The following is a 23838-nucleotide window of genomic DNA, read 5'->3' on the forward strand; positions in this document are numbered from 1 at the left end:
GTGTTACGAGGTGGCACGGACGACGACGGCGGAGTTGAACCCGCCGTGCCCGCGGCCGAGCACCAGCGCGGTCCGCACCGGCGCGGTTCGGGGACGCTCCCGGACGAGGTCGATGTCGCAGCCGGGGGCGAGGTTGTCGACGTTGATCGTCGGCGGGATCACGCCGTCGCGGATGGACAGCAGCGCGCTGACCGTGTCGAGGGCACCGGCACCGGCGTAGATCCGGCCGGTCATCGTCTTCGGCGCGGTCACCGGTACGCGGTTCGGACCGAAGATCGCGCTGATCGCCGCCGCCTCGACCCGGTCCAGCTCCGGCACGCCGTACGCGTCGGCGAAGACCACGTCCACGTCGGCGGGCTCGACGCCCGCGTCGGCGAGCGCCAGCCGGGCCGCCTGCTCCAGGGTCGGCTTGCGGTCGCCCCCCGGGCGGGGGTCGAAGGTGGCCGCGTACCCGGCGATCTCCCCGTAGACGCGGGGCGCACCGCGCCGACGGGCCGTCTCGGCGTCCTCGATCACCAGGATGGCGCCGCCCTCGCCCGGGACGTAGCCGCCCGCCCGCACGTCGAACGGGAGGAAGGCGGCGTCCGGGTTGTCGCTGTGGCTCAGGTTGCCGGTGGGCATCTGGGCCACCACGCCGGCCGGCGACATCGCCGACTCGGTGCCGCCGACCAGGACCAGCTGGTGGTTCTGCCGCAGCACCCGGCGGCCGTGGCCGATCGCGTCCAGGCCGCCGGCCTGCTCGGAGACCACCACCCCGCAGTGTCCGCGCAGCTTGTGCCGGATGGAGAGCTGCCCGGTGGTGGCCGCGTAGAACCAGGCGATCGACATGTACGCGCTGACGTGTTCCGGGCCCTGCGTCCAGAGCTTCTCCAGCTCCCGCTGGCCGACCTCGACGCCGCCGGTGGCGTTCGCCGTGATCACGCCGATCTCGTACTCGGGCAGCTGGGTCAGGTCGACCTCGGCGTCCTTGATCGCCATCTCGGCGGCCACGAACGCCAGGTGGCTCATGGCCGAGGTCTCCACCAGCAGGCGGCTCGGCACGTGCTCGCTCGGGTCGAAGGTGGCCAGCTCACCGGCGAGCTTCACCGGGTAGCGCGGGGCGTCGAACCGCTGGATGCGGTTGATGCCGCTCTTGCCGTCCAGGATGGACGACCAGTAGGTTTCGGTGTCCATGCCGTTGGGCGCCATGACGCCCAGGCCGGTCACCACCGCTGTCTTCATGCCGGCACCGCCTCGGGGTCGACGACCAGGATCGCGCTCTGGAAGCCGCCGAACCCGCTGCCCACGGAGAGCGCGGCGTCGGTGCGGTGCTCACGCGCGATCATCGGTACGTAGTCCAGGTCGCACTCCGGGTCCCTGGTGGTCAGGTTGGCCGTGGGGGGCACCACGTTGTGCTTGACGGCCAGCGCGCAGGCGGCCACCTCGATCGAGCCGATCGCGCCCAGCGAGTGACCCACCATCGACTTGATGGAGCTCATCGGGGTGGCGTAGGCGTGCTGACCGAGGCTGGCCTTGACCGCCGCCGTCTCGTGCCGGTCGTTCTGCTTGGTGCCCGACCCGTGCGCGTTGACGTAGTGGATGTCCTCGGGGTTCAGCCTCGCCTGGTCCATGCTCAGCCGGATCGCCTCGGCCATCTCCCGCCCGTCCGGCTTGAGGCCGGTCATGTGGAAGCCGTTGGCCCGGGTGGCGTACCCGGCGATCTCGCAGTAGATCGGCGCGCCCCGGCGGCGGGCCGACTCGGTGCTCTCCAGCACGAACATCGCCGCGCCCTCGCCGAGGATCAGCCCACGTCGGTTGCCGTCGAACGGGCGGCAGGCCGACTCCGGGGTGTCGTTGAAGGTCGACGTCGCCCGGATGGCGTCGAAGCAGGCCACCGTGATCGGCGAGATCGGCGCGTCGGTCGACCCGGCGATCACGATGTCCGCCGCGCCCTCGCGGATCAGGTTGGCCGCGTAGCCCAGCGCGTCGATGCCGGAGGTGCAGCCGGAGGAGACCACCGAGGCGGGCCCCTCGGCCCCGGTCGCCCAGGCCACCTCGCGCGCCAGCGAACTGGGCGCGAAGTAGTCGTACATCTCGGGGACCGCGTAGTCGTGGTCGACGACCCACTTGCGACCGCCGTCACTGACCACCGTGTACTCGGTCTCCAGCCCCATCGTGCAGCCGACCGCGTTGCCGACGGTCACCGCCGTACGGGTCGGGTTCAGCTCGTCCAGGGTCAGCCCGCTGTCCTGCACCGCCTCCCGGGTGGCCAGGACGGCCAGCTGGGCCGCCCGGTCCATCCGGCGGACCTCCTGCGGGGTCAGGCCCATCTTCGCCGGGTCGAAGTCGATCTCCGCGGCGACCTGGCAGCGGAAGTTCGACGGGTCGAAGAAGGTGATACGTCGGGTGGCGGTCCGGCCGGCGGTCATCATGTCCCAGAAGGCCTGACGACCCACCCCGCCCGGCGCCATCACGCCGATGCCGGTGACCGCGACGCGCGGTGCGCTCACTGGTGCCCTCCGACCTGGGGCGCCGGCTCGTTCTCCCGGCCGGGCAGGAACTCGGTGTCGATGTGACCCAGTTCCGGGCGGGGCGCGAGCGGGCAGAGGTGGAAGATCACCTGGGCCGGCTCCTGGCCGCGGTTCTCCACCCGGTGCTTGACGTTGATCGGCACCAGGCACGCCTCACCCGGGCCGAGGTCCACGTACTCGGTGTCGATCCGCATGGTGATCTGACCGCTCACCACGTAAATGGACTCCTCGGAATACGGGTGGATGTGCTCGCACACGAATTCGCCCGGCTCCAGGGTGAGCATTCCGCCGAACCCGGTCGTCGACTTCACCGTCTTCGGGCTGAGCATGATTCGGACATCACCGCCGCGCCGACGGTTCGGCTGTACGTCGCTCCACGAAACCTTCGTGGCGCTCGTGGTGGTCACGGTTTTCTCCTCTCGGCCTGCGGTGCCGGTTCCGGTGACGGTCATTTGTCCGGCGTCCAGGTGTAGAAGGGCTCGGCCATGGCGTCCTTCGGCTCCGCCCACGCCGGGTCGTACGGGCTGATGAACTGGGCGAGCTTGTCGTGGATGTCCTGGTAGAGCGGGTGGCTGCGAGCCTTGTAGAGGTCGCGGTTGATGGACTGGTCCGCCTCCACGAGGTGGAAGTAGAGGTCGTGGAAACGGAACAGCGTCCGCCGGTCCACCCCGATCATGTGGGGCAGTTCGGTGGCGTCCGATTCGGCGAAAATGTTGGCGACCGACGCGGCATCCGCCGGGTTCATACGGGCCACAATGAGCGTCCGGTGCACAGTCCTCTCCTTTCGGCTGATGCAGGGTTGATCGCCAGGAGTGCCGATCAGGGTCGGCCAGGCATCCCGGTCTCTACTGCGAAATGATTTCCTCGGCGCCTCGAAGGCGCCTGAAGCCCGGATGGAGCATTCGCGAATCCACCGGGACGCCGAACCGCCGTCAGGCGTCGTGCCGGCTGAGCATCTCGTGCACCGCGGCGGCGTCCTGGTCGCCGTAGCCCGCGTCGATCGCCTCGGTGAAGGTGACCGCGGACCGCTCGATGACCGGCATGTCCACGCCCACCTTGGCCGCCTCGGCGAGGGCCAGGCGGAGGTCCTTGTTCATCAGCCGGGTGCGGAAGGCCGCCGGCTCGTACCTGCGCTCGCGCATCAGCGCGGCCCGGAACGACATCACCTTCGAGCTGAAGCCGCTGCGCTCCACCGCCATCAGCAGCATGTCCCGGTCCAGGCCGGAGCGCTCGCCGTAGGCGACCGCCTCGGCCATCGAGGCGACCTGCGCGCCGAGCATGGCGTTGAAGACCAGCTTCATGGTGGCGGCCATCCCGGGCGGACCCAGGTAGACCACCTGCGGGCCGAGCAGGGCCAGCACGTCCTGCACCTCGGCCAGGTCGGCCTGGGTGCCGGCGGTCAGGACCCGCAGCTCCCCGTTGCGTGCCTGGTGCGGGTTGCCGACCACGCACGCCTCGATCCGCTTCACCCCCGCCCGCGCCGCCCGCTCGCCCGCCTCGCGGGCGTACGTGGGGGAGACCGTGGAGGTGTCGATGATCGGTGTGCCCGGCCGGGCCGCCGGGCACACCGCGCCGAAGAGGACCTCCTCCACGGCCTCGGAGTCGGAGAGGCTGACCAGGACCACGTCGGCGTCCCGGACCGCCTCGGCCGGCGAGTCCGCCTGCCGGGCCCCGGCCGCCACCAGACCCGCGGCCTTCGCCGCCGTCCGGTTCCAGACGGTCAGCTCGACGCCGCTGTCCAGCAGCCGGTGCGCCATGCCGCCGCCCATGCCGCCCAGTCCGAGGACGGCCACCTTCCGGGCGGCCATCAGATGCCGCCGTCGACGTGCAGGGTCGCGCCGGTGACGTACGCCGACAGTGGGCTGGCCAGCAGGAGCACCGCGTTCGCGACGTCCTCGGAGGTGCCGAGGCGGCGCAGCGCGGCGTTGGACTTGATCCGCTCGTACATCTCCGGCGGCAGGCCGGCGCCCGGCTCGGTCTCGATGATGCCGGGGGAGACCTCGTTGATCCGGATGCCGCGCGGGCCGACCTCCTTGCACACCGACCGCATCCAGCCGTTGATGGCGGCCTTGCTGGCGGTGTAGTGGGCCTTGCCGGCCAGGCCCCGGGTGCTCACCGAGGCACCGACGTTGACGATCGACGCACCCGCGCCGAGCAGCGGCAGCGCGGCGTGGGTGACCAGGTGGAAGGCGGTCAGGTTGGTGTCCAACACCCGCCGCCACTCCTCGAGGGTCACCTCGGCGGCCGGCGCGTGGCTGTCCACCCCGGCGCTGTTGACCACGATGTCCAGCCCACCCAGCTCGGTCCGCGCGACCTCGACGAGACGCGTCACGTCCGCCGGGTCGCGCAGGTCGGCCTGGAGCACCTGGTGGTTGCCGTCGGTCGCCTTCAGGTCCCGGGTGAGGCTCTCCGCCGCCTCGTGGTCGTGGCGGTAGCAGGTGACGACCGAGGCGCCGGCCCCGGCCAGGGCGGTGACGATCGCCCGTCCGATGCCGCGGGTGCCACCCGTGACCAGGGCGCGCTTGCCGGCCAGTTGAAGATCCACGATTCCTCCGATTTCGGGCGGCGCCGCCGGCAGGGCCGACGGCGCCGCGTACTCGTTGGTTCTCTCAGAACTCGGTCAGGTGAGGGTGACCAGGCGGAACGAGCCCTCCCAGGCGCGCGGGTAGCCGGTGGCCGCGTTGACCGCGTACGTGTAGAGGACGTACGCGCCGGGGGTCATCTCGGTACGCACGACGGCCTGCTTGCCGGCCGAGAGCGGGGCGAGCCCGACCGGCATGGTGGCCATCGGGTTGCTGCTCGGCCACCGGCCGGCCTTGCACTCCTCGAAGTAGAACTCCACGTCCGCCGCGGTCGCCCCGTCCACGAGCTTCGACAGGACGGCCTCGTTGTTGTGCCGGGTGGTGTTCACCACGAGGTGGGAGCCGGCCGCCCGGAGCTTCCGGGTCGGCAGCAGGAACGAGACGGCCCCGTTGCGCTCCCGGTGCATGACGTAGTCGTCCACGTCCGGGAACCGGGGAGCGCCCAGCCCGCTCACCGTCAACGGCTTCACCACCGGTACCGCCGTTGAGCTGGTGTAGTCGAAGTTGACCAGGTGGTAGGTGCCCGGCAGCAGGAACTGGGTGAACGTCACCCGTGCCCCCGCCGTGACCACCGCGCCGCCGAGGTTCTCGGCGCAGGTCACCAGGTCCCGCTCGGCGGCGGCCCGCTCGGCCGGGTCGTAGGCCGAGGTGGCGGCCAACGCGGTGAGGTACCGGTCCAGCGACACCCCCGACCGCAGCTTGATGAGCAGCAGCGCGAGGCCACCGGCGACCGGGGTGCTGACCCGGAAGGTGACCGAGCCACCCCGCACCTGGCTCGGGGCGGTGAAGCTACCGGAGTTCAGGACGATGTCGATCGGGGCCGGGCCGCCGGCCGGGGCGACGGCGGCCTGGGCCGGCGCGGCCACGGACAGGCCGGCCAGCGTGGCGCCGGCCGCCGTGCCCAGGAGCAGGCGACGACGGGAGATCATGGCCCTCCCGGTGTCGGGATTGGTAGTCACTGGTTGTGCTCCTTACTGGATGGATCGGATGGTCCCGACCGGTCAGGCGGTCTTGCGCCCGATCACGGCCGAGTCGGCGTCGGTCAACGGCAGGACCGAGGTTTCGGTGAAGCCGGCCTCGCGCATCCAACCCTGGCAGTCGGCCCCGGTGTACTCGCCACCGCCCGGGGTGACCAGCTGCATGTTGAGGCTGAGCAGCAGATTCGCCGGCTCGCGCCGGTCGTCGTCGATCAGGGCGTCGTACACCATGACCCGGCCGCCGACCGGCAGCGCCTCGTACGCCTTGCGCAGCAGGGCGATCCGCTGCTCGTCGTTCCAGTCGTGCAGCACGTGCCCGAAGATCAGGACGTCGGCGGCGGGGAGGCTGTCGTTGAAGAAGTCACCGGCGTGGAACGTGACCCGGCCGGTCATGCCCAGCCGGTCCATGTGCTCGTCGAAGAAGGGCTGCACCGGCGGCAGGTCGAAGGTGCCGGCGTCCAGCTGCGGGTGGGCCTTGGCGATGACGGCGGCGATGTTGCCCCGCGCCCCGCCGACGTCCACGAAGGACGACACCTCGGTCCAGTCGAACTTCTCCGCCAGGGCCGGGCCGACCGCCGAGTTGGCACCGTCCATCGCGGACATGAAGTTCCGCACCGACTCCGGCCGCGAGTAGAACTTGTTGAAGTCGCGGTCGGTGTGCGCCTGCATGTCACCGGTCTTGAGCAGGTCGGTCAGCTTGCCCCAGACGCCGTACTGCCAGGCGTGCATCCTCAGGAAGCCGCCCTGGTACGACGGGTGCTTCGGGTCGAGCTGGTTGGCGGCGGCGGCGCTGATCGCGTAACGCCCCTCGGCGTCGCGGTCGAGCACCCGCAGCGCGACCAGCGAGTCGAGGAAGTCGCGGCTGGCCCGGGGGTGCAGCCCGAGCGTCTCGCGGATCTCCGGCTCGGTCCGGCCGCCCTCGGCCAGCACGCCGAACAGGCCCAGCTCGACCGCGCTGAGAAAGGTCTTGGCCGACCAGTAGCCCGCCGCGAGGTCGAGGATCGACAGGTCAGACTTCTTGGTTCCCATTACGAAGGCTCCTTCGGAGTGTGGTGCGGGGGGCCGTGGTGGTCGCCACGATGCTCGAAACGCTGGCAGCCGCTCCTCGACGAGGGATCGAAGACGACTGGGACGGTGCCGGTCAGAGGTCGACCCGCACCCGGTACTGGTCGAGCCACATGTTGAGCTGGAACAGCATCTCCACGTGGGTGCGCGCCACCCAGGCGCGCGGACCGGAGATCAGGCTCTCCGGGTCGGCGGCGAACGCCTTGGCGGCGGTCACGTCCACCAGCCCGGCGATCGGGGCGTTGCGGTCGCTGGTCAGCGACAGGAGCTGGTCGCAGAGCGCCTTGGCGTACGCGGCGTCCTGGGTCACCGGGTACGGCGACTTCTTCCGGTCGACGATGGCTGGCGGCAGCACGTCCTTCACCGCGGCGCGCAGCAGGCTCTTCTCCCGGCCGTCGAAGCTCTTCTGCGACCACGGCGCGGAGTAGACGTACTGCACGAGGCGGTGGTCGCAGTACGGCAGGCGCAGCGCCAGCCCGACCGAGCCGGCGATCGACTCCGAGTGCGGGATCAGCGTCTCCAGCCAGTTGGTGACGTTGAGGTACCACATCTCGCGCATGCGCTTCTCCTGGCCGGTCTCGCCCGGCAGCAGCGGCACCCGGTCCATCGCCTCCCGGTACCGGCCGCTGGTGTAGCCCCGCATGTCGAGCCGCTCCAGCAGGCCCGCGTCGACCAGGTCGGTGCCCATGCCGTGCTTGCCGCCACCCCAGTGCGCCATCGCGATCCACGGGAAGGTCTGCGCCTCGATCAGCGGCGGCATGGACATCCACATGGTGCCACCGAAGACGCCGTCGGCGGCGTCGCCGAGCAGGGCCAGTGGGGTGTGCTGCTGCACCGCCCGGCAGAGCACGTAGAGCGAGGTGTTCATGTTGCCCAGCGGGCTCGGCACGTCCTTGGCCCGCAGCGCGTTCGCCGCGACGATCGGGTCGAGCAGGTCGGCGGTGTCGAGCACGATGTCGGTGTGCTCGGCGCCGATCGCGTCGACCAGCTCCTTCACGTACGGCGCGTCGGAGCTGCCCCAGACCTCGTCCGGGGTGAACTCCTCGGCCGAGCCGAACGAGACGGTGAAGGTGTGCAGCGGCCCCTCACCGCGTTCCCTGAGCGTCCGGGCGGCCAGCGCGGTCACCCCGGAGGAGTCCAGGCCGCCGGAGAGCATCATGCCCAGCGGCACGTCCGCGGTGAGCTGCCCGCCGACCGACTGTTCCAGCAGCTCCCGAACGGTGGCCACGGTGGTGTCCAGGTCGTCGGTGTGCGGCTGCGCCTCCAGCGCCCAGTACCGCTCCTCCCGGTGCCCGGAGCGGGTGACCCGCACGACGTGCCCGGCGCGCACCTGGTGCATGCCCCTGAACACGCCGTGGCCGGGGGTGCCGGCGTAGGAGAGGATCTCCCGCAGGCCGTCGGCGTCCAGCACGGCCTCGGCCTGCGGATGGTCCAGGATCGCCTTGCGCTCGGAGGCGAAGAGCATCCCGTGCGGGGTGGGGTAGTAGAACATCGGCTTGTTGCCGAGCCGGTCCCGGACCAGCAGCAGCTCGTCACGGCGGACGTCCCACACCGCGAAGGCGTAGCCACCCTCCAGCTTCTCGGCCAGCCCGGCCCCCCACTGCAGGTACGCGTACGCCACCACCTCGGCGTCACCCCGGCTGCGGAACCGGTGCCCGTGCGACTCCAGCTCGGCGCGGAGCGCGGGCGCGTTGTAGACGTCGCCGTCGACGGCGACCACGGCGAGCACCTGGCCGTCCGCCTCGACGACGTACGGCTGCCGGCCGCCGTCCAGCTCGACCAGCGCGAGCCGGCGGTGACCGATGGCGGCGTTCGGCGACGTCCAGATGCCCTCCGCGTCCGGTCCCCGGTTGGCCATCGTGGCGCTCATGGCACGGACGGTCGCCTGCGCGCGGGACAGGTCCCGCTCGTAGTCAACCCAGCCAGCGATACCCGACATGGCTCGTCTCCTCACGTTCGCGTCGTTAGGCGTGCAGCGCGGCCCCGGACCGGGGCGATCCGTCACGCCGCCCGGTCGCCTGCTCGCGGTCGATGCTCAGCGGCCCGTCTCGGGTCTGCCTCGGGGCTCGGTCGAAGGTCACGCACGCCGGTGTCGTCGCTCGCCGTCGACACGGCAGGGCTCGGGACGCGTCGAGCTTTCCTCCACGTCGGCTTGAGGCGACGCCGTGAGCATCGCTGGCGGAGTTCGTGGCCGGACGCGACGGAAGATGGCGAGCCGATGAGAGAGACAATTGCCCAGGCGCTGGCGGTGGTCGCCGTCGGCGGCAGCGGGATCGTGGCCGGGGTGTTCTTCGCCGTGGCGGTGAGCGTGCTGCCGACCCTCTACACCATGCCCGCGGGCAGTTACATCACCCTGCACCGCAAGCTCGGCCAGGGTTACCACCCGTCGATGCCGCTGATCGTCAACTCGACGATGTTCGCCGACATCGCGCTGATCTTCCTGGTCGAGGACGCGCTGACCCGGTGGCTGTTCATCCTGGCCTCGGTACTGGCGCTCGGCGTGCAGGGGGTGTCCCACCTCGGCAACGTCCCGATCAACAAGCGGGTGCTGCGGGTCGACCCGGAGGCCGTACCCGACGACTGGGACGACCCCCGACCCCAGTGGCGGCGCCTGCACCAGCTACGGACCGCACTGGCCCTGGCGGCCCTGACGGTGACCGCGGCGGGCGTGGTGGTGCTGCCGTGACCGCGACCACCCCCGGCCCCGCGCCCGACGTGGCGACCCCGTCCCCGGCCGGTACCGTCTCGTCGGCCGCCCCGGTTCCGCCGGCCGGTACCGCGGCGCCGGAGGGCGGCCCGCCGCCGCCCGCGCGGCGGCTCGGTGTCGCGCTCACCGTGGTCCTGCTGGCCACCTTCATGACCAGCTTCGACACCACCGGCGTCAACATCGCCGTGCCGTCGATCCAGGACGGTCTGGGGGCGAGCTACGGCTCGATGCAGTGGGTCCTCGCCGGTTACACCCTCCCGTTCGCCCTCCTGCTGGTCACCGGGGGCCGGATCGGCGACGCCTTCGGCCGCAAGCGGGCCTTCCTGCTCGGGCTCGCCGGCTTCACCCTCGCCTCCGTGCTCGCCGGAACGGCCGGTGACGTCGGTTCGCTCGTCGCCGCCCGGGTGGTGCAGGGCGTCGCCGCCGCGATCATGGGTCCGCAGGTCCTCGCGGTCTTCCAGGTCCTGGTGCCGCCCGCCCGCCGGGCTCCGCTGCTCGCCGTCTACGGCCTGGTCATCGGCCTGGCCACCGTCTCCGGTCCGATGCTCGGCGGCATCCTGATGGGCGCCGACCTGTTCGGCTGGGGCTGGCGGACCATCTTCCTGATCAACCTGCCGATCGGCCTGGTCGCCCTCGTCGGCGGGCTCGTCTGGCTGCCCGAGTCCCGCGACGAACGGGGCCGTGGCTTCGACCTGGGCGGGGTCTTCCTGGCCGCCGCCGCCCTGCTCCTGCTCCTGCACCCCCTCATGTACGGCCGCGAGCTGGGCTGGCCGTGGTGGTCCTGGCTCTGCCTGGCCGCCGCCGGTCCGGCGTTCGCGCTGCTCGTCCGGTTCGAGCGGCGCAAGGAAGAGGCCGGCGAGTCACCGCTGGTGGCGCTGCACCTGTTCGGGCAGCGGACGTTCACCGCAGGGGTGCTGGCGAACATCATCGTCGCGGCGCTGATGTCCGGCTTCTTCCTGACCTTCGTGGTGTTCCTCCAGAACGGCCTGGGCTTCACCGCCGAACGTACCGGCTGGACGGTCGCCCCCTGGGCGATCGGCACCGCACTCGCCTCGATGGTGGCTATCCCGCTGGCCCGGACCGCCGGGCGGACCGCCCTGGTGGTCGGCGCGATCCTGATGACGCTCGGCATGGCGGGGCTGAACGCCATCGTGGTGACCCGGGGCGACGCGTTGACCTCGCTGCCCATCGTGGTCAGCCTGTTCGTCGTCGGGGTGGGCATGGGCCTGGTCAGTGCCCCGATCCTCAACGTCACCCTGGCCGGTATCCCGCACGTCGACGCGGGTTCCGCGGCCGGCATCTTCTCCACCGGCAAGCAGACCGGCGGGGTGTTCGGGGTGGCGGTGACCGGTGCGGTCTTCTTCGGCCTCCTCGCCGACCAGGACACCGCCAGTCGGGCCCGCTTCGTCGACGCGATGGGCTGGACCCTCGGCGTGCAGGTGGTGCTCTGCCTCCTGGTCGTGGCGTTGGTCTTCATCCTGCCGCGCCGGGTCGACGCCGCCGCGCGCTGAGCCGCGGTGCGACCGGGCGGACCCGCTCGCCGGTACCGCTCGGTGTCCTTCCGGTGGGCCGGTGGCCCTGTCGGGCACCGACCCGGCGCGCGGCGCAGGACCCGGCGATCCGCACCCAGCTGGCGCCCTGCCGAACCGGGGCGACCGTCGTGCTCTCCGCACCCGTTCCGGCCGACCCCGGCCGAGCAGCTGCGCGGCGGCCTGGCCCGGCCCGGGAGCGAGCCCCGCACCCCGGGCCGGCGGGCCAGCGCCAGGCACCCGTGGTCACGCTGCGTGCCGGCGATCGGGGTGGTGGCGAACTGTTACGGAGGGTGACACCTCGCCGGTGGCCCCGTCTCCCGGTCTCTCCTTTGCTCTGCACCCGGATCTGCGATACCAGGGCTGAGCAGCTGAAACGGTGTGTCGACGGGCGCCGGTGCGGGAGTCGTTGCTCACCGGGAGTGCCTGGTGCGTGGAGGGGTGCAGAGCAAAGGGCGCGCGGGGATAGGGGGCCTGCCGGCCCGTAGTCACTCCGGGTGAACCCCCGACCGTGCCGGCAACGAGATCCGCGCGACACGGTCCGGCCGAGGCACGTCGGCGAGGGGCGGGCCGGCGACAGCGCGGGACGCGTCGGTGAGGGGCGGGCCGGCGACAGCGAGGGACGCGTCGGTGAGGGGCAGGTCGGCGCGGAGCGCGACAGCGGGGGGGGGGCAGGTCGGCGAGGGGCGCGACGGCGAACGGCCGGGCGCCCTGGGGAGGACGCCCGGCCGAGGTGACGCGGGGGCGGATCAGTGCGACGGGGCGACCTCCGGCTCGCGGCGGCCGGTGCCGGCGGACCGGCGGAACGGCAGCCGGACCAGGGTGACCAGGCCGACGAGGAGGCCGACGAACATGATGATGCCCCAGAGCGAGTCCGGCACCTGACGGCTGCCGAGCATCGGCATGAGCAGCAGCAGGGTCAGCGCGGCCAGCCCCGGCCAGCGCTGGTCGAACGGCACCGACCGCCACCGGTCCCGCTCCCGCGCGGCGAGGACGGCGAACCAGGCCGCCGGGACCACCAGCAGCAGCGCCCAGTAGCCGGGCAGCCGGATGCCCTCGCCGAGCAGGTCCTTCGCCGGCGGGATGCTCAGCGTCAGACCCACCCACCAGTACTCGACGACCACGAAGGCGGTCAGCGCGAGCGCGATGGCCCAAGCGACGCCCCGCGACCGCTCCCGACGGAACGCCTGCTCGACGATGTCGATCGCGTTGAACGGGCTGAACAGTCGGGAGCGCCGCCGCAGCACCAGCATCGGCAGGGCGGCGACCTCGAGGCCGCCGTACCGCGTCACACCGCAGAGCAGCACGCCGATCGTGGTGTAGACGGCCAGCGCCTGGTGCATCGGCGCCGATCCGATGCCCATCGGGTAGAGCATCATCGGGAGTTGGAGCAGCGCCGACGGGATCCACGGGTTGATCCCCTGGAGCCGCCCGATCCGGCCGAAGAACCAGATGACCGCGGTGTAGACGGCGGCCACCACCACGAACCAGACCGCCATCATGGCCAGGCCGGAGGCGTCGAGGGCCTTGTCGATCCGGTACCAGAGACTGGCGACCGCGATCAGCCCGTACAGGATGCGGAACCAGCTCGCGACCGTGCCGACGTCGCGGCCGATCACGAAGCGCGGTTCCCCGGGCGTGTCCGCGCGGTCCACCGCGGCGGCGGTGGCGCGTGTGTCATGGGTCATCAACAGATTCCTTCCGTGGATGCCCCGGTCGTCAGGCCGGGGGAGGAAACGGACCTCTTGCGGGGCGGGGCAAGGGCAGCCGGTCCGTTGCCTGGACGGGGCGGACGGCAGCGAGGCAGGACAGCGGGCGAGGGTCCGCTCGACGACCGGGAGCTGTGGGTGGCGTCGAGGAGGCGCGGACGGGCCAGGAGAAGGCGGACCGGCGGGACGAGGGCTAGAGCAGCGGGCCGACGGCGATCGCGCTGAGCGCCAGGGCGGCGACGACGAGCACCGTCCGGACCGAGTTCCACCTGCCCCAGCGGACCCGTGGATTGATCTGTTCGAAGTTCTCCGGCAACCGGTCCGGGTCGAGGGTCTTGAGCCACCGGTTGATCGGGACGTTCTTGGTCAGCGAGATGACCATCGCGCCGAGGAGCAGGACGGCGGACACCCCGAAGCCGATCCGGGACACCGGCTCGTCCACCACGACGGCCAGGATCAGGTCGACGACCAGTGACGCGATCATGCAGATGGGCATGAACGGGTCGAAGCGGGTCACCAGGAACTGGTGGATCGGGACGTACTGGTCGGTGGGTAGCCGGAGCAGCAGCGGCACCCCGCCGAGCACAGTGATCATCAGCCCGCCGGCCGCCATCCCGGTACCCGTCAGGGTGATCGGGACCAGGAGCTGGGTCCAGGTCATCTCGTTCTCGCTTCCAACCCGAGGGTGGCTCGACCGCGACGGTCGATCTGGCTTCGGGACATCCTCGGACGGGCGTCTCGACGCCAACTCCGGAATCGCTGGAGAAACCGGCGGCCGGAGATCGCCGCCGTAACCGGGCGGCCCGGGTCCTTCCAGGTGCCTTCGAACCGTTTTCGAGATCCACCCGCCAGTGTCGGTGCGGACCTGAACGACATCGGCGCGACCCGCTCGGACAGTCCTGCATGGGTCGCCGGCGGTGGTCGGGCCCGGAGCGGGAGAGAGGTGACCGCGATGGCAGCGACTGACGCCGCGATCGTGAGGTGGGCGGTCGGCCCGACGGGGGACGACCCGGGGACCACCGGCCGTGCGGCGACCGTCGCGACCGTGTTCGACCGGCTCGGCCCCACGGTACGGCGGGGCCGGCGTACCTCGCTCGTGCTGACCGGCACGAACCCCCCGGCCGGATACGAGGGCGGGACCACCTCGGCCTGCGTGCCGCCGGGTGCCGCCGGGGCGACGGTGTTCGTACCCCGGCTCTGCGCGGCGCTGCACCACGCGACGACCCGGCTGGCCCGGGCCGAGGCCGACCTCGTCCTGGTCGCCGCCGAGCTGGCGGACGAACCGGACCGCTGGCTGGTGGTGGCGCTGCGCCGGCTCGCCGAGTCCTGGTCGCCCGACGAGCCGCCCCTGGTCGTCGTCCGGATCACCGACGCGCTCACCGCGGCGGACCGCTCCCGTTCCGGCGTGCTCCGCCCCGACGACCTGCGTCGCGTGCTCACCGACGGCTGCCGCCACCCGAACCCGGTCGCCGACCACCGGGCTCCGACCCCGGTCGCCCTGCCGGAGACCTCCCGGCGGGGCCACTCGGTCGTCCTGCTGCCGCCACCCGCGCCGGTCCGTCCGCCCGGTGACCCGCTGGTGATCCGCTGGTCGGCTGTGGACGAGGCGGCCGACCAGCGACGGCGGCAGGCGATGGGACGGCTCGCCCGTTTCGAGGGCGGCCTGTTCGGCGACGACCGGCGGCGGGTCGAGACGCTGGCCCGCCAGGCCGCCCACCGGGCCACCTCCGGCGGGGTGCGCGGTGCCCTCGTCGCGGCCGACACCGCCGAGGCGGCCGGAGCGCTGGAACGGCACCGGGCCACCGCGCCGAAGGGCCGCCCGGTCGCGTTGCTCTTCCCCGGCCAGGGCGCGCAGTACCCGCGCATGGGTGCCGGGCTGTACGGCCACGACCCGGTCTTCACCACCGCGATGGACACCTTCTTCACCCTCTGGGGTGACGGCGGGGACCGGCTGCGCGAGGAGTGGCTCTCCGACGACCCGACCGTCCCCTTCGACGACGGCTCCCGCGCCCAGCCCCTGCTGTTCGGCGTGGGCTACGCGCTCGGCGCGATGGTCCGCTCCTGGGGGGTCCGTCCGGTCGCCCTGCTCGGGCACAGTGCCGGGGAGATGGTCGCCGCCACCCTGGCCGGGGCGTTCAGCCTGCCCGCCGCCGTCCGGCTGATGCGGGCCCGGGTCGCCGAGGTCCTGCGCACCCCGCCCGGCGGCATGCTCGCGGTGGCGGCCACCGCGGACGAACTCCAGCCGTACCTGACCCTGGACCCGACCGGGCAGGTCGCCGTCGCCGCCGTCAACGCGCCCCGGCAGACCATGCTGGCCGGTCCGGACGAGGCGCTGGCCGTGGTCCAGGACAAGCTGCGCGAGCAGGGCTACATCTGCCGGTTGGCCAAGGCGCGGCAGGCGTTCCACAGCCCGGCGGTGCTCGACGCCTCGCTGGCCACCCGGCCCGCCGTCGAGGCGGCCCGGCCCGGTCCGCCGGTCGACACGGTCTACTCCGCGTACGTCGGCCGGAAGCTCGACGCCGCCACCGCCGACGACCCGATGTTCTGGACCACCCAGATCGCCGACCCGGTGCTGTTCTGGCCGGCGCTCGACGCGCTGCTCGCCACCGGCGACCTGTTGGTCGTGGAGGCCGGCGCCGGTCAGGGGTTGACCAACGTGGCCCGCCAGCACCGTGCGGTGCGGTCGAAGGCCAGTGACGTGGTGGCGCTGCTGCCGGCCTCGCCCGGTGCGCCGGTCGCCGACCGCCGGAGCGTGCTCGCCGCCGCCGCGCGGATCTGGGCCGAGGGCCACGAACTCCGGTGGGAGGCGGTGGACGGCACGTCCGCCCGACCCTGACCGACCACCCCGACCACTGCCTGATCACGGAGGTTGCCCGTGTTGTTCGAAAGTTATCTCAACTACGACATCGAGGCTGCGCTCTTCCTCACGCTGCTGTGGGGTACGAGCGCGGTCCTGGTGGCGCGGAGGCCACGTCACCGCTCCGACCGGAGGGGCCGGCGTCGGGCCACCTTCATGCTGGTGCTGGTCGCCCTCGGCTGGCTCGGGGTCGCCGGTCGCGTCGTCACCACCGTGCTGATGGGCAGCTACGGCTACCTCTTCGTGGCCGACCGGGTCGCCGTGGCGCTGCCCCTGGTGATCCTGCCCGCCCTGGCCGTGCTGGTGCTGGCGGTTCCCCGGTGGCGCGCCCACCGGCGCAATCCGTCGGCCGAGACCCGGTTGGCGACCTTCGCCCCGCAGGCGGTGGTGCCGTTCCAGGCCACCGCGCTGGGCGCGCTGGCCGGTTTCGTCACCGCGATCATGGTCACCATGGGCCCGCCGCAGCTCATTCCGATCCTCACCGTCTACGTCAGCTTCCTGACCGTCCTGGTCGGACTCTGGCTCTGGCAGCAGTACCGGTACCGGTTGGCCGAGAACGGCGGTCCGGTCCCGCGTTCCCGGCCGGTCCGGGCGCTGCGCGCGGTCGCCGTCGCCACGGCGTTCGTCCTGCTCCTCGTGGGTGGGCTGGGCTGGGCGGCCAACGAGACCGTCCTGCCGGGACGGATGAACATGACCGACCACGCGCACGGTGGCGTCTCCGCGGCCGGCGCGCACGGCCACTCCGCCGGCCGTACGGTCAGCGTGGCCGACCTGACCGGGCCGCGCAGCGAGCCGCCGGACCGCACGTTCACCCTGGTCGCCGAGGCGAAGAAGCTGCGGTTGGCCTCCGGCAGGGAGATCGACGCGTGGGTGTTCAACGGGCAGAGCCCGGGGCCGGAGCTGCGGGTCAAGCGCGGTGAGCTGATCGAGGTCACCGTGCTCAACAAGGTGCCGGACACCAACGTGTCGGTGCACTGGCACGGCGTGGACGTGCCCAACGCCGAGGACGGCGTCGCCGGGGTCACCCAGGACGCGATCCAGCCCGGCGGCACGCACGTCTACCGGTTCCGGCCGGACGAGGTCGGCACCCACTGGTACCACTCCCACCAGCAGTCCTCGGTCCAGGTCAAGAAGGGCCTGTTCGGTCCGCTGATCATCGAGCCGGAGCAGTCGGACCTGGCCCCCGGTTCCCAGGACCTGATCATCTCCACGCACACCTGGTACTCCGACGAGCTGCCGCTGGAGCCGCCCGCCATCGGCACCGTCGACCAGCTCGACCGGCGCCGGATGGCCCCGGGCACCCCGGTCCGGCTCCGCCTGATCAACACCGACGGCGCCACCCACCGCTACTCGGTGACCGGCACCCCGTTCCGGGTGGTCGCGATCGACGGCAACCCGGTCAACGCACCGACCGAGGTCACCGGCGAGCAGATCGTCATCGGCGGTGGCGGCCGGTACGACCTCGAGTTCACCATGCCCGCGCAGCCGGTACGCCTCACCGAGCTGCGGCGCTTCGGCAAGGAACTGCGGGTCGTCGACGGCGGTCTGCTGCTCAGCGCCGACGGCACCGGTGACGTGCAGCCCGACAAGCCGACGGAGGCGTTCGACCCGACCACGTACGGCTCCCCGCTGCCCACCCCGTTCGGCCGGGACAGCACGTTCACCAAGACGCACTCGCTGGTCTTCGACAACGAGCTGTGGTTCTACGACGGCAAGTTCACCGTCGTCTGGGCCAGCAACGGCATGGCCTTCCCCAAGGCCCCGTCGCTGACCGTCCGGGAGGGCGACCTGGTGAAGGTCCGCTTCGCCAACCGGAGTCACTTCGACCACCCGATGCACCTGCACGGTCACCACGTGCTGGTGCTCAGCCGCAACGGCAAGCCGGCCACCGGCAGCCCGCTCTGGCTGGACACGGTCAACGTCGAGGTGGGGGAGATCTGGGAGGTCGCCTTCAAGGCCGACAACCCGGGCCTCTGGATGGACCACTGCCACAACCTCGACCACGCCGCGGCCGGCATGATGTCGCACGTCATCTACGAGGGCGTGACCACGCCGTACGAGGTCGGCCACGACACCCCGAACGAGCTGGAGTAGCAGACCCGCAGGTACCGACGGCGGCCCCTGGCGCGAGTGCCGGGGGCCGCCGCGTTGGTCGGGAGCCACGAACGCGGTTCCACACCTGGGGTGCGACATCGTCTGCGACGGTACCGTCGACATCGCCGAACCGATTGACTTTCGATAGGTTGCGAGCGATAGTCGATGTATGTTGGCTGAGCATCGAGCGGTGGCCCCGCTCAGAGTCTTCCTCGTGGTGCTGTTCGGGATCCTGGTCATGTTGCAGACCTTCTCGCTGCCCGGACAGTTCGCGCACATGGCCGAGGAGTCCCCGGACTTCGCCTACCTCCGGTGGCCGGCGACGGCCGTCGCGGTCTTCTGGGTGCTCTGCGTCCAGGTGGTGATCGTGGCCACCTGGAAGTTGCTCACCCTGGTCAAGCACGACCGCATCTTCAGTGACGTCGCGCTGCGCTGGGTGGACGCGATCGTCTGGGCGATCACCGCGGCCTGGGCGGTGCTGGTGGGGGTCTTCCTCTACGTCGGCTTCAACGCGGGCGACCCCGGACTGCCGCTCCTGCTGTTCCTGATGGTGGTCGGCGTCGCCGCGCTGGGGCTGCTGATGGTGGTGATGCGGGCCCTGCTGCGGCAGGCCACCACCCTGCGGACCGACATGGAGGCGGTGATCTGATGCCCATCGTCGTCCGCATCGACGTCGAGCTGGCCAAACGCAAGATGAGCGTCGGCGAGTTCGCCGAACGGGTCGGTCTCACGCCCGCGAACGTGGCCGTACTGAAGAACGGGCGGGCCAAGGCGGTCCGGTTCAGCACCCTGGAGGCCATGTGCCGGGTGCTCGGCTGCCAGCCCGGTGACCTGCTTGAGTGGGTCGACGAATGAACCACCCCGGCCCGTGCCGGGCCCTGTGGAGGGAGACCTCATGAAGTACGTCCTCGCCGTCGTCGTCCTCCTCGGTGTCGCGCTCGGCGTCGCCGGTGTCGTGCTCGGGGAGGCCGACGACTCGCCGGGCCTCCAGCTCCTCGGCGCCCTCGTCGTCATCGGCGCGATCGGCTACGCCGTGCGGCTCGCCCGACGCGGCGCTTAGCGGTACGGAAACGGCGGTGCGCCGGAGCCCGCGAAGGACTCCGGCGCACCGCCGACCACGCCGGTCAGTCCAGGACGATCAGGTCCCGGTCCAGGCTGGTGAGCATGGTGTTGCCGTCGGCGGTCATCAGGAACGGGTCCTCGACCTGCACCGCCCCGAGGCCGAACTCGTAGTAGGGCGTCTCGATGTTGACGATGACCCCCTCCTCGAGGACGTCCTCGTTGTCCGGCGTGACGTTGACCCGGTCGTACAACTCGACGCCGATGCCGTGCCCGACGTGGTTGCGGCGGTAGTGCGGCACCCCGGCCTCGTGCACCGCCTCGACCACCAGCCGGAACAGCTCGCCGCCGGTCATCCCCGGCTTGGCCTCCTCGAACGCCCGGTCGCAGCCGGCCTTCATCGCGGCGTAGTAGCGGCGCAGCTTCTCCGGCGGCTCGCCGAGGTTGACCACCCGGGCGATGTCCGCCCAGTAGCCGTCCACGACACAGCCGACGTCGAACCAGATCGCGTCGCCCCGGCTCAGCGCCACGTCGCTGGGACGGGTCTGGCCCCACACCCCGGCCCGACCGATCTTGATGTGGCTGAACTTGGCCCGGCCGCCCGCGCCGGCCACCGCCCGCTCGAACTCGCGGACCAGTTCCCGTTCGGTCACCCCGGGCGCGGCCAAGGCATTGACCGCCTGGATGCCGATCTCGGCCACGTGCGCGGCGGCGGTGACGCTGCGCACCTCCCGCTCGGTCTTGACCTTGCGGGCCCAGCGCAGCGAGGTCGACGCCATCCGCACGTCGAGCCGGGGCAGCTTCTGCCGCAGCGCGTCGACGTAGCCGTGCGCCACGCCGTCCTCGTCGAGGCCGATCCGCGCCTCGGCGAGCCCGGCCCGGCGCAGCGTCTCCACCAGGGCGTCCATCGCCGTCGGCAGCACCGGAGCGGCCACCGACGTCGCGACCAGCTTCTTCTCCCGGTCGGTCAGCGCGACGCCGTCGGGCAGCTCGCGGAAGAAGACGCCGTACCCGATCGCGCCGGCGATCTCGACGGACGCGTCAAGGGCCTGGTCGATGTCGCACCGGGAGGCGACGAAGTGCGGCCGGTCCAGGGCGTCCCGGGTGACGACCGCGTAGGCCTGGCCGGTGTGCGGGAAGATCTCCAGGCCGACCGCGGCGACGCCGGTCAGGTAGTAGACGTTCTCGATCGTGGTGGCGACGAGCCCGTCCAGGCCCTGCTCGTCCATGAACCGGGCCAGCCGGTCGAGGTTGGCGAACACGTGTCTCTCCTCAGCCACTCGTGACCAGACGGGACACCTGCTCCAGCGTCATCGACGGCCAGGCCGGCTCCTGCGCGGCGGCGACCAGCAGCTCCGTGGTGGCGAGCGCGGCCACCGCGTCGCCCAGGCCGTGCGCCCGCAGCCACTCGTCGTCGTACGACTCGCCGAGGTAGTTGCCGCCGTCGTCCGGGGCCACCGCCACGATCCGGGAGCCGGGGTTGTGGTGCGCGAAGTGCAGCGCCCCGAAGACCGCCGCCCCGGCCGACTCGCCGACCAGCAGGCCCTCCCGACGGGCCAGCAGCCGACTGGTGGCGATCCCCTCGTGGTCGGCGACCAGGTGCACCCGGTCGACCAGCTCGGTCTGGAGGTTCTCCGGCTTCCAGGCGATGCCCAGGCCGCGCATCAGCCACGTCTCGTACGGGAAACCGAACGCCCGCGACCCCTTCGCGTCGACCCCCACCGTGACCATCTCGGGGAGCTTCTTCTTCAGGGTCTCGGCGAGCCCGCTGATGTGGCCACCGGTGCCGACCGCCGCGACCAGCGCGTCGAACTGGCCGACGTCGTCGAGGATCTCGTACGCGGTCTGGTCCGCGTGGATCTTCGGGTTGGCCGGGTTGTCGTACTGGTTCGGCCAGAACGCGCCGGGCGTGGCGGCCAGCAGCTCCCGCACCCGGTTGAGCCGGGGCCGCTGGTATCCGGTCTCGTCCGGCTCCTTGACGATCTCCAGCTCGGCGCCGAAGGCGGAGACGTACTCCACCATGGACGACGGGGCCTTCGGGTCGGTGACCAGGATGACCCGGTACCCGCGGGCCGCGCCGATCAGCGCGAGTCCCTTGCCGGTGTTGCCGGAGGAGGACTCGATGATGGTGCCGCCGGGCTTGAGCCGCCCGTCGCGCTCCGCCTCCAGGACCATGGAGAGCGCGGTACGGTCCTTGACGCTGCCCGCCGGGTTGCGGGACTCGAGCTTGAGCAGGATCTCCGAGCCGTTGTCGACCCGGAGTCGGTTGAGCCGGACCACCGGGGTACGGCCGATTGTGTCCAGAACACTGTCATTGATCATGTCGTACCCCTACGCCGTGAAGTCGCCGATGCGAGCGGATTGGTGACGGTCGTGCGGGGAGCGGTCGACGCGTGTGCCGCTCAGGAGGCGGCGTTACAGCGCCAGCCGTACCCGGTAGTGCTGGAGCCAGAGGTTGAGCTGGAGGGTCAGCTCGGCCGCCGCGCGGGCGAGCCGGTCCTTGGCCAGTCGCGGCGCGTCGTCGGCGAGCGCCTTCGACGCCGCCAGGTCGATCAGCGGCCGGACCGGGGCGTCCGGGTCGGCGAGGATCGCCCGGAACTCGTCCTGGAGCCGTTGCGCGTAGCTCGGGTGGTTGCTGACCGGCGTCGCGCTCTGCCGGCGCTTGAGCACCTGCTCGGGCAGGAGGTCGGCGACCGCCGCGCGGAGCAGGCTCTTCTCGATGCCGCCGTGGTGCTGGAACGGCGCCGGGATGTTGTAGGCGTACTCGACGAGCTTGTAGTAGTTGATCGGGGCGCGGGTCTGGAGTCCGGCGGCGGCGAACACCGACGAGTCCAGCGGGCCCCGGGTCAGCACCAGGTACGAGACGCGGCGCATGTTGCGCTGCCACTCGTCCTCGCCCGGCAGGTACTCGATCTCGCCGATCGCCTTGTGGTACTCGTCGGCGTAGTAGTTCCGCAGGTCGAGCGCGGCGAGCGTGTCGGCGTTGAGCAGCGCGGTGCCGAAGCCGTTCGTCGCGCCGAAGCGCTGGGCCAGCGCGATCCACGGGAACGTCCCGGACTCCACGAGGCCCTGGTCGGTGGACCAGCGGGCGCCCTGGAAGAGCTGGTCACCCGCACCGCCGGTAAGGACGATCTTGCCGCCCTGTGCCCCCGCGTGCTGGATGAACAGGTACTGCGACGTCTCCATGTCGTAGATCCGGGTAGGGGCGTCCTTGGCCCGCAGCATGCCCTGCCGGATGATCGGGTGCAGGATGTCGGTCGACTCCAGCTCGACCAGGTTGTGCACCGAGTCGATCATGTCCGCGACCGCCTGCGCGTACGGCGAGTCACGGGTGTCCCGCATGACGTCCGCCTCGAACTCGCTGGACTTGAAGTCCACCGTGTACGTCCGCAGCTTGTCGCCGCCCCGGCGGCGCAGCTCGGCGGCGGCCAGCGCCGCCACCGAGGACGAGTCGATGCCGCCGGAGAGGGTGGCCACCAGCCGGGACGTGTCGGCGGGCAGCGTCTCCCGGATGCTGTCCTCCAGCATCCGGCGGACGGTGGCGGTGGTGCTCGCCATGTCCTCCTCGTGCGGGCGGGAGGAGAGCTTCCAGTAGGTCCGCTTGTTCCAGCCGGCCCGGCCGAACCGGGCGATCTCGGCGCCCTTGACCGACTCCAGGCCCTGGAAGAGCGGGCCGGGCGGCAGCGCGTGGGAGATCGCCTCGCGCAGCCCGGAGGCGTCCAGGACCGCGTCGACCTCCGGGTGCGCCAGCAGGGCCTTGCGCTCGGTGGCGAAGATCAGACCGGTGGAGGTGTGGGTGTAGTACAGCGGCTGCTGGGCGAGCTGGTCGCGGGCCAGCACCAGTTCCTCGGTCCGCGCGTCCCAGATGACGATCGCGAACGGGCCGGCCAGCCAGGGGATGAACTCCACGCCCCACTGCTGGTACGCGGCGGAGATCAGCTCGACGGCCGGGGTCTCCGGGGCGAAGCCGCGCCCGGCCGACCGCAGCCGCTGCCGCAGGTCGTCGAGGTGCAGCGGCGCGCCGGTCACGGCGGCGACCACCGGGGCGCCGTCGACCTCGGTGACGAACGGCTGCCGGCCGCCCGCGCCGTCCGCGTCGAGGGTGCGGTAGCCCAGCGCGGCGCGCGGCGAGACCCACACCGCCTCGCCGTCCGGGCCCCGCTGGGCCAGGGTCGCCGTGAGCATCGTGACGACGGGTCGGTCCAGGACCAGGTCCCGGGTGAAGTCGATCCAGCCAAAAACGCCAGACATGGAGCTACCTTTCCGCGCTGATCGGGGTGGGGGAGAGGGCGGTTGCCGGTGGCCGACGCCACCGGCAACCGGATTCGCCGAGGAGCGGTCAGCCCTGCTGCGCGCCGGCCGGCACCGGGCCGGGGTAGTTGTCCTTGGTGAGCTGCGCGATGCAGCGCATGTTGGCGTTGCGGAAGTACTCGGCGAACTTCTCCGGGCTGCTGGTGTCCCGCTGGGTCTTCAGGTACTTGGCGAGCTTGCCCTCGAGGTCGTGCACGCCGGACTGCTGGCCCATGTGGCGGCCGATGGCCCGGAAGTCGCCCTCGTAGTGGATGACCCGGACGACGATCTCGTCACTGATGAAGACCGCGCTGCCGAGCAGCTGGCCGACCTCCTCGCCCTGCTCGTTCTTCAGGACCGGGGTGCTGACCCGGCGGAAGCTGGCGAAGATCTCGGCGATCTCGTCCTCGTGTCCGGGAATGACGTCGTACCTGATCGCGGCGTACGGCATGCTCGCGG

Annotated in this window: 22 protein-coding genes; 7 read left to right on the forward strand and 15 right to left on the reverse strand. The window is 71.7% G+C overall.

Annotated elements, in window-relative coordinates; all coding sequences use genetic code 11:
• Positions 1-3 precede the first annotated feature (3 nt).
• The 9 genes from AB0F58_RS18860 to asnB form a co-directional block, all read right to left on the reverse strand.
• On the reverse strand, positions 4-1221 hold the full coding sequence (locus tag AB0F58_RS18860; RefSeq protein ID WP_357144100.1) for a ketosynthase chain-length factor: 1218 nt from the start codon (positions 1219-1221) through the stop codon (positions 4-6).
• Positions 1218-2489 (reverse strand): beta-ketoacyl-[acyl-carrier-protein] synthase family protein, encoded by a 1272-nt coding sequence (locus AB0F58_RS18865; protein ID WP_357144103.1) that lies wholly within the window; start codon positions 2487-2489, stop codon positions 1218-1220. Before AB0F58_RS18865 ends, AB0F58_RS18860 begins: the two co-directional genes overlap by 4 nt.
• Complete coding sequence (locus AB0F58_RS18870; protein ID WP_357144105.1) at positions 2486-2917, reverse strand: cupin domain-containing protein; 432 nt, start codon at positions 2915-2917, stop codon at positions 2486-2488. Before AB0F58_RS18870 ends, AB0F58_RS18865 begins: the two co-directional genes overlap by 4 nt.
• 41 nt (positions 2918-2958) lie before the next feature.
• Positions 2959-3282: a TcmI family type II polyketide cyclase gene (locus tag AB0F58_RS18875; protein ID WP_275028338.1), complete on the reverse strand. Its 324-nt coding sequence runs from the start codon at positions 3280-3282 to the stop codon at positions 2959-2961.
• Positions 3283-3442: 160 nt separating this feature from the next.
• Positions 3443-4318, reverse strand: a complete 876-nt coding sequence (locus tag AB0F58_RS18880) for an NAD(P)-dependent oxidoreductase (protein ID WP_357144108.1) — start codon at positions 4316-4318, stop codon at positions 3443-3445.
• Positions 4318-5055: an SDR family oxidoreductase gene (locus AB0F58_RS18885; RefSeq protein ID WP_357144111.1), complete on the reverse strand. Its 738-nt coding sequence runs from the start codon at positions 5053-5055 to the stop codon at positions 4318-4320. The genes AB0F58_RS18880 and AB0F58_RS18885 overlap by 1 nt, the downstream gene beginning before the upstream one ends.
• 75 nt (positions 5056-5130) lie before the next feature.
• The gene (locus AB0F58_RS18890) at positions 5131-6051 is read right to left on the reverse strand and encodes a hypothetical protein (RefSeq protein WP_357144114.1); all 921 of its coding nucleotides are present in this window, start codon (positions 6049-6051) and stop codon (positions 5131-5133) included.
• Between the two features lie 42 nt (positions 6052-6093).
• The gene (locus AB0F58_RS18895) at positions 6094-7098 is read right to left on the reverse strand and encodes a methyltransferase (protein ID WP_357144117.1); all 1005 of its coding nucleotides are present in this window, start codon (positions 7096-7098) and stop codon (positions 6094-6096) included.
• Positions 7099-7210: 112 nt separating this feature from the next.
• Complete coding sequence (asnB, locus tag AB0F58_RS18900; protein ID WP_357144119.1) at positions 7211-9073, reverse strand: asparagine synthase (glutamine-hydrolyzing); 1863 nt, start codon at positions 9071-9073, stop codon at positions 7211-7213.
• Positions 9074-9352: 279 nt separating this feature from the next.
• Here asnB and AB0F58_RS18905 point away from each other — a divergent pair, with 279 nt between their 5' ends.
• Positions 9353-9820 carry a DUF1772 domain-containing protein gene (locus AB0F58_RS18905; RefSeq protein ID WP_357144122.1) on the forward strand — a complete coding sequence of 156 codons (468 nt, stop codon included), beginning with the start codon at positions 9353-9355 and terminating at the stop codon, positions 9818-9820.
• Positions 9817-11352 (forward strand): MFS transporter, encoded by a 1536-nt coding sequence (locus AB0F58_RS18910; protein WP_357144125.1) that lies wholly within the window; start codon positions 9817-9819, stop codon positions 11350-11352. Before AB0F58_RS18905 ends, AB0F58_RS18910 begins: the two co-directional genes overlap by 4 nt.
• A gap of 767 nt (positions 11353-12119) precedes the next feature.
• Here the strand turns inward: AB0F58_RS18910 and AB0F58_RS18915 are convergent.
• Positions 12120-13058: a DUF6410 domain-containing protein gene (locus AB0F58_RS18915; RefSeq protein ID WP_357144128.1), complete on the reverse strand. Its 939-nt coding sequence runs from the start codon at positions 13056-13058 to the stop codon at positions 12120-12122.
• Positions 13059-13272: 214 nt separating this feature from the next.
• Positions 13273-13740: a DUF1772 domain-containing protein gene (locus AB0F58_RS18920; protein WP_357144131.1), complete on the reverse strand. Its 468-nt coding sequence runs from the start codon at positions 13738-13740 to the stop codon at positions 13273-13275.
• Positions 13741-14031: 291 nt separating this feature from the next.
• On the opposite strand from AB0F58_RS18920, the gene AB0F58_RS18925 reads away from it, so the two are divergent.
• From AB0F58_RS18925 to AB0F58_RS18945, 5 genes are all read left to right on the forward strand, one after another.
• Positions 14032-15915, forward strand: coding sequence for an acyltransferase domain-containing protein (locus tag AB0F58_RS18925; RefSeq protein ID WP_357144134.1), 1884 nt, complete (start codon positions 14032-14034; stop codon positions 15913-15915).
• 39 nt (positions 15916-15954) lie between these two features.
• A complete protein-coding gene (locus AB0F58_RS18930) occupies positions 15955-18030 on the forward strand; it encodes a multicopper oxidase family protein (RefSeq protein WP_357144136.1) in 2076 nt (691 codons plus the stop codon).
• Between the two features lie 190 nt (positions 18031-18220).
• Complete coding sequence (locus AB0F58_RS18935; protein WP_357144139.1) at positions 18221-18679, forward strand: DUF2975 domain-containing protein; 459 nt, start codon at positions 18221-18223, stop codon at positions 18677-18679.
• The gene (locus AB0F58_RS18940) at positions 18679-18885 is read left to right on the forward strand and encodes a helix-turn-helix transcriptional regulator (RefSeq protein WP_101365704.1); all 207 of its coding nucleotides are present in this window, start codon (positions 18679-18681) and stop codon (positions 18883-18885) included. The genes AB0F58_RS18935 and AB0F58_RS18940 overlap by 1 nt, the downstream gene beginning before the upstream one ends.
• Before the next feature lie 40 nt (positions 18886-18925).
• Positions 18926-19090 carry a hypothetical protein gene (locus AB0F58_RS18945; protein WP_357144143.1) on the forward strand — a complete coding sequence of 55 codons (165 nt, stop codon included), beginning with the start codon at positions 18926-18928 and terminating at the stop codon, positions 19088-19090.
• Positions 19091-19154: 64 nt separating this feature from the next.
• Here the strand turns inward: AB0F58_RS18945 and AB0F58_RS18950 are convergent, their stop codons facing one another.
• From AB0F58_RS18950 to AB0F58_RS18965, 4 genes are all read right to left on the reverse strand, one after another.
• Positions 19155-20351, reverse strand: coding sequence for a Xaa-Pro peptidase family protein (locus AB0F58_RS18950; RefSeq protein WP_357144146.1), 1197 nt, complete (start codon positions 20349-20351; stop codon positions 19155-19157).
• A 10-nt stretch (positions 20352-20361) separates the two neighbouring features.
• A complete protein-coding gene (locus AB0F58_RS18955; protein WP_357144149.1) occupies positions 20362-21411 on the reverse strand; it encodes a cysteine synthase family protein in 1050 nt (349 codons plus the stop codon).
• A 93-nt stretch (positions 21412-21504) separates the two neighbouring features.
• Positions 21505-23340 carry an asparagine synthase-related protein gene (locus AB0F58_RS18960; RefSeq protein WP_357144152.1) on the reverse strand — a complete coding sequence of 612 codons (1836 nt, stop codon included), beginning with the start codon at positions 23338-23340 and terminating at the stop codon, positions 21505-21507.
• A gap of 88 nt (positions 23341-23428) precedes the next feature.
• Positions 23429-23830: a SchA/CurD-like domain-containing protein gene (locus tag AB0F58_RS18965; protein ID WP_357144155.1), complete on the reverse strand. Its 402-nt coding sequence runs from the start codon at positions 23828-23830 to the stop codon at positions 23429-23431.
• Positions 23831-23838: the final 8 nt, after the last annotated feature.

The organism is Micromonospora sp. NPDC023956, assembly GCF_040639195.1.
Lineage (GTDB): Bacteria > Actinomycetota > Actinomycetes > Mycobacteriales > Micromonosporaceae > Micromonospora.

Bases quoted from the DNA above. Each gene is read 5' to 3' on its own strand.
- AB0F58_RS18860 (WP_357144100.1), bottom strand. From the start codon at position 1,221: ATGAAGACAGCGGTGGTGACCGGCCTGGGCGTCATGGCGCCCAACGGC.
- AB0F58_RS18880 (WP_357144108.1), bottom strand. From the start codon at position 4,318: ATGGCCGCCCGGAAGGTGGCCGTCCTCGGACTGGGCGGCATGGGCGGC.
- AB0F58_RS18895 (WP_357144117.1), bottom strand. From the start codon at position 7,098: ATGGGAACCAAGAAGTCTGACCTGTCGATCCTCGACCTCGCGGCGGGC.
- asnB (WP_357144119.1), bottom strand. From the start codon at position 9,073: ATGTCGGGTATCGCTGGCTGGGTTGACTACGAGCGGGACCTGTCCCGC.
- AB0F58_RS18905 (WP_357144122.1), top strand. From the start codon at position 9,353: ATGAGAGAGACAATTGCCCAGGCGCTGGCGGTGGTCGCCGTCGGCGGC.
- AB0F58_RS18915 (WP_357144128.1), bottom strand. From the start codon at position 13,058: ATGACCCATGACACACGCGCCACCGCCGCCGCGGTGGACCGCGCGGAC.
- AB0F58_RS18920 (WP_357144131.1), bottom strand. From the start codon at position 13,740: ATGACCTGGACCCAGCTCCTGGTCCCGATCACCCTGACGGGTACCGGG.
- AB0F58_RS18925 (WP_357144134.1), top strand. From the start codon at position 14,032: ATGGCAGCGACTGACGCCGCGATCGTGAGGTGGGCGGTCGGCCCGACG.
- AB0F58_RS18940 (WP_101365704.1), top strand. From the start codon at position 18,679: ATGCCCATCGTCGTCCGCATCGACGTCGAGCTGGCCAAACGCAAGATG.
- AB0F58_RS18945 (WP_357144143.1), top strand. From the start codon at position 18,926: ATGAAGTACGTCCTCGCCGTCGTCGTCCTCCTCGGTGTCGCGCTCGGC.
- AB0F58_RS18955 (WP_357144149.1), bottom strand. From the start codon at position 21,411: ATGATCAATGACAGTGTTCTGGACACAATCGGCCGTACCCCGGTGGTC.
- AB0F58_RS18960 (WP_357144152.1), bottom strand. From the start codon at position 23,340: ATGTCTGGCGTTTTTGGCTGGATCGACTTCACCCGGGACCTGGTCCTG.
- AB0F58_RS18965 (WP_357144155.1), bottom strand. From the start codon at position 23,830: ATGCCGTACGCCGCGATCAGGTACGACGTCATTCCCGGACACGAGGAC.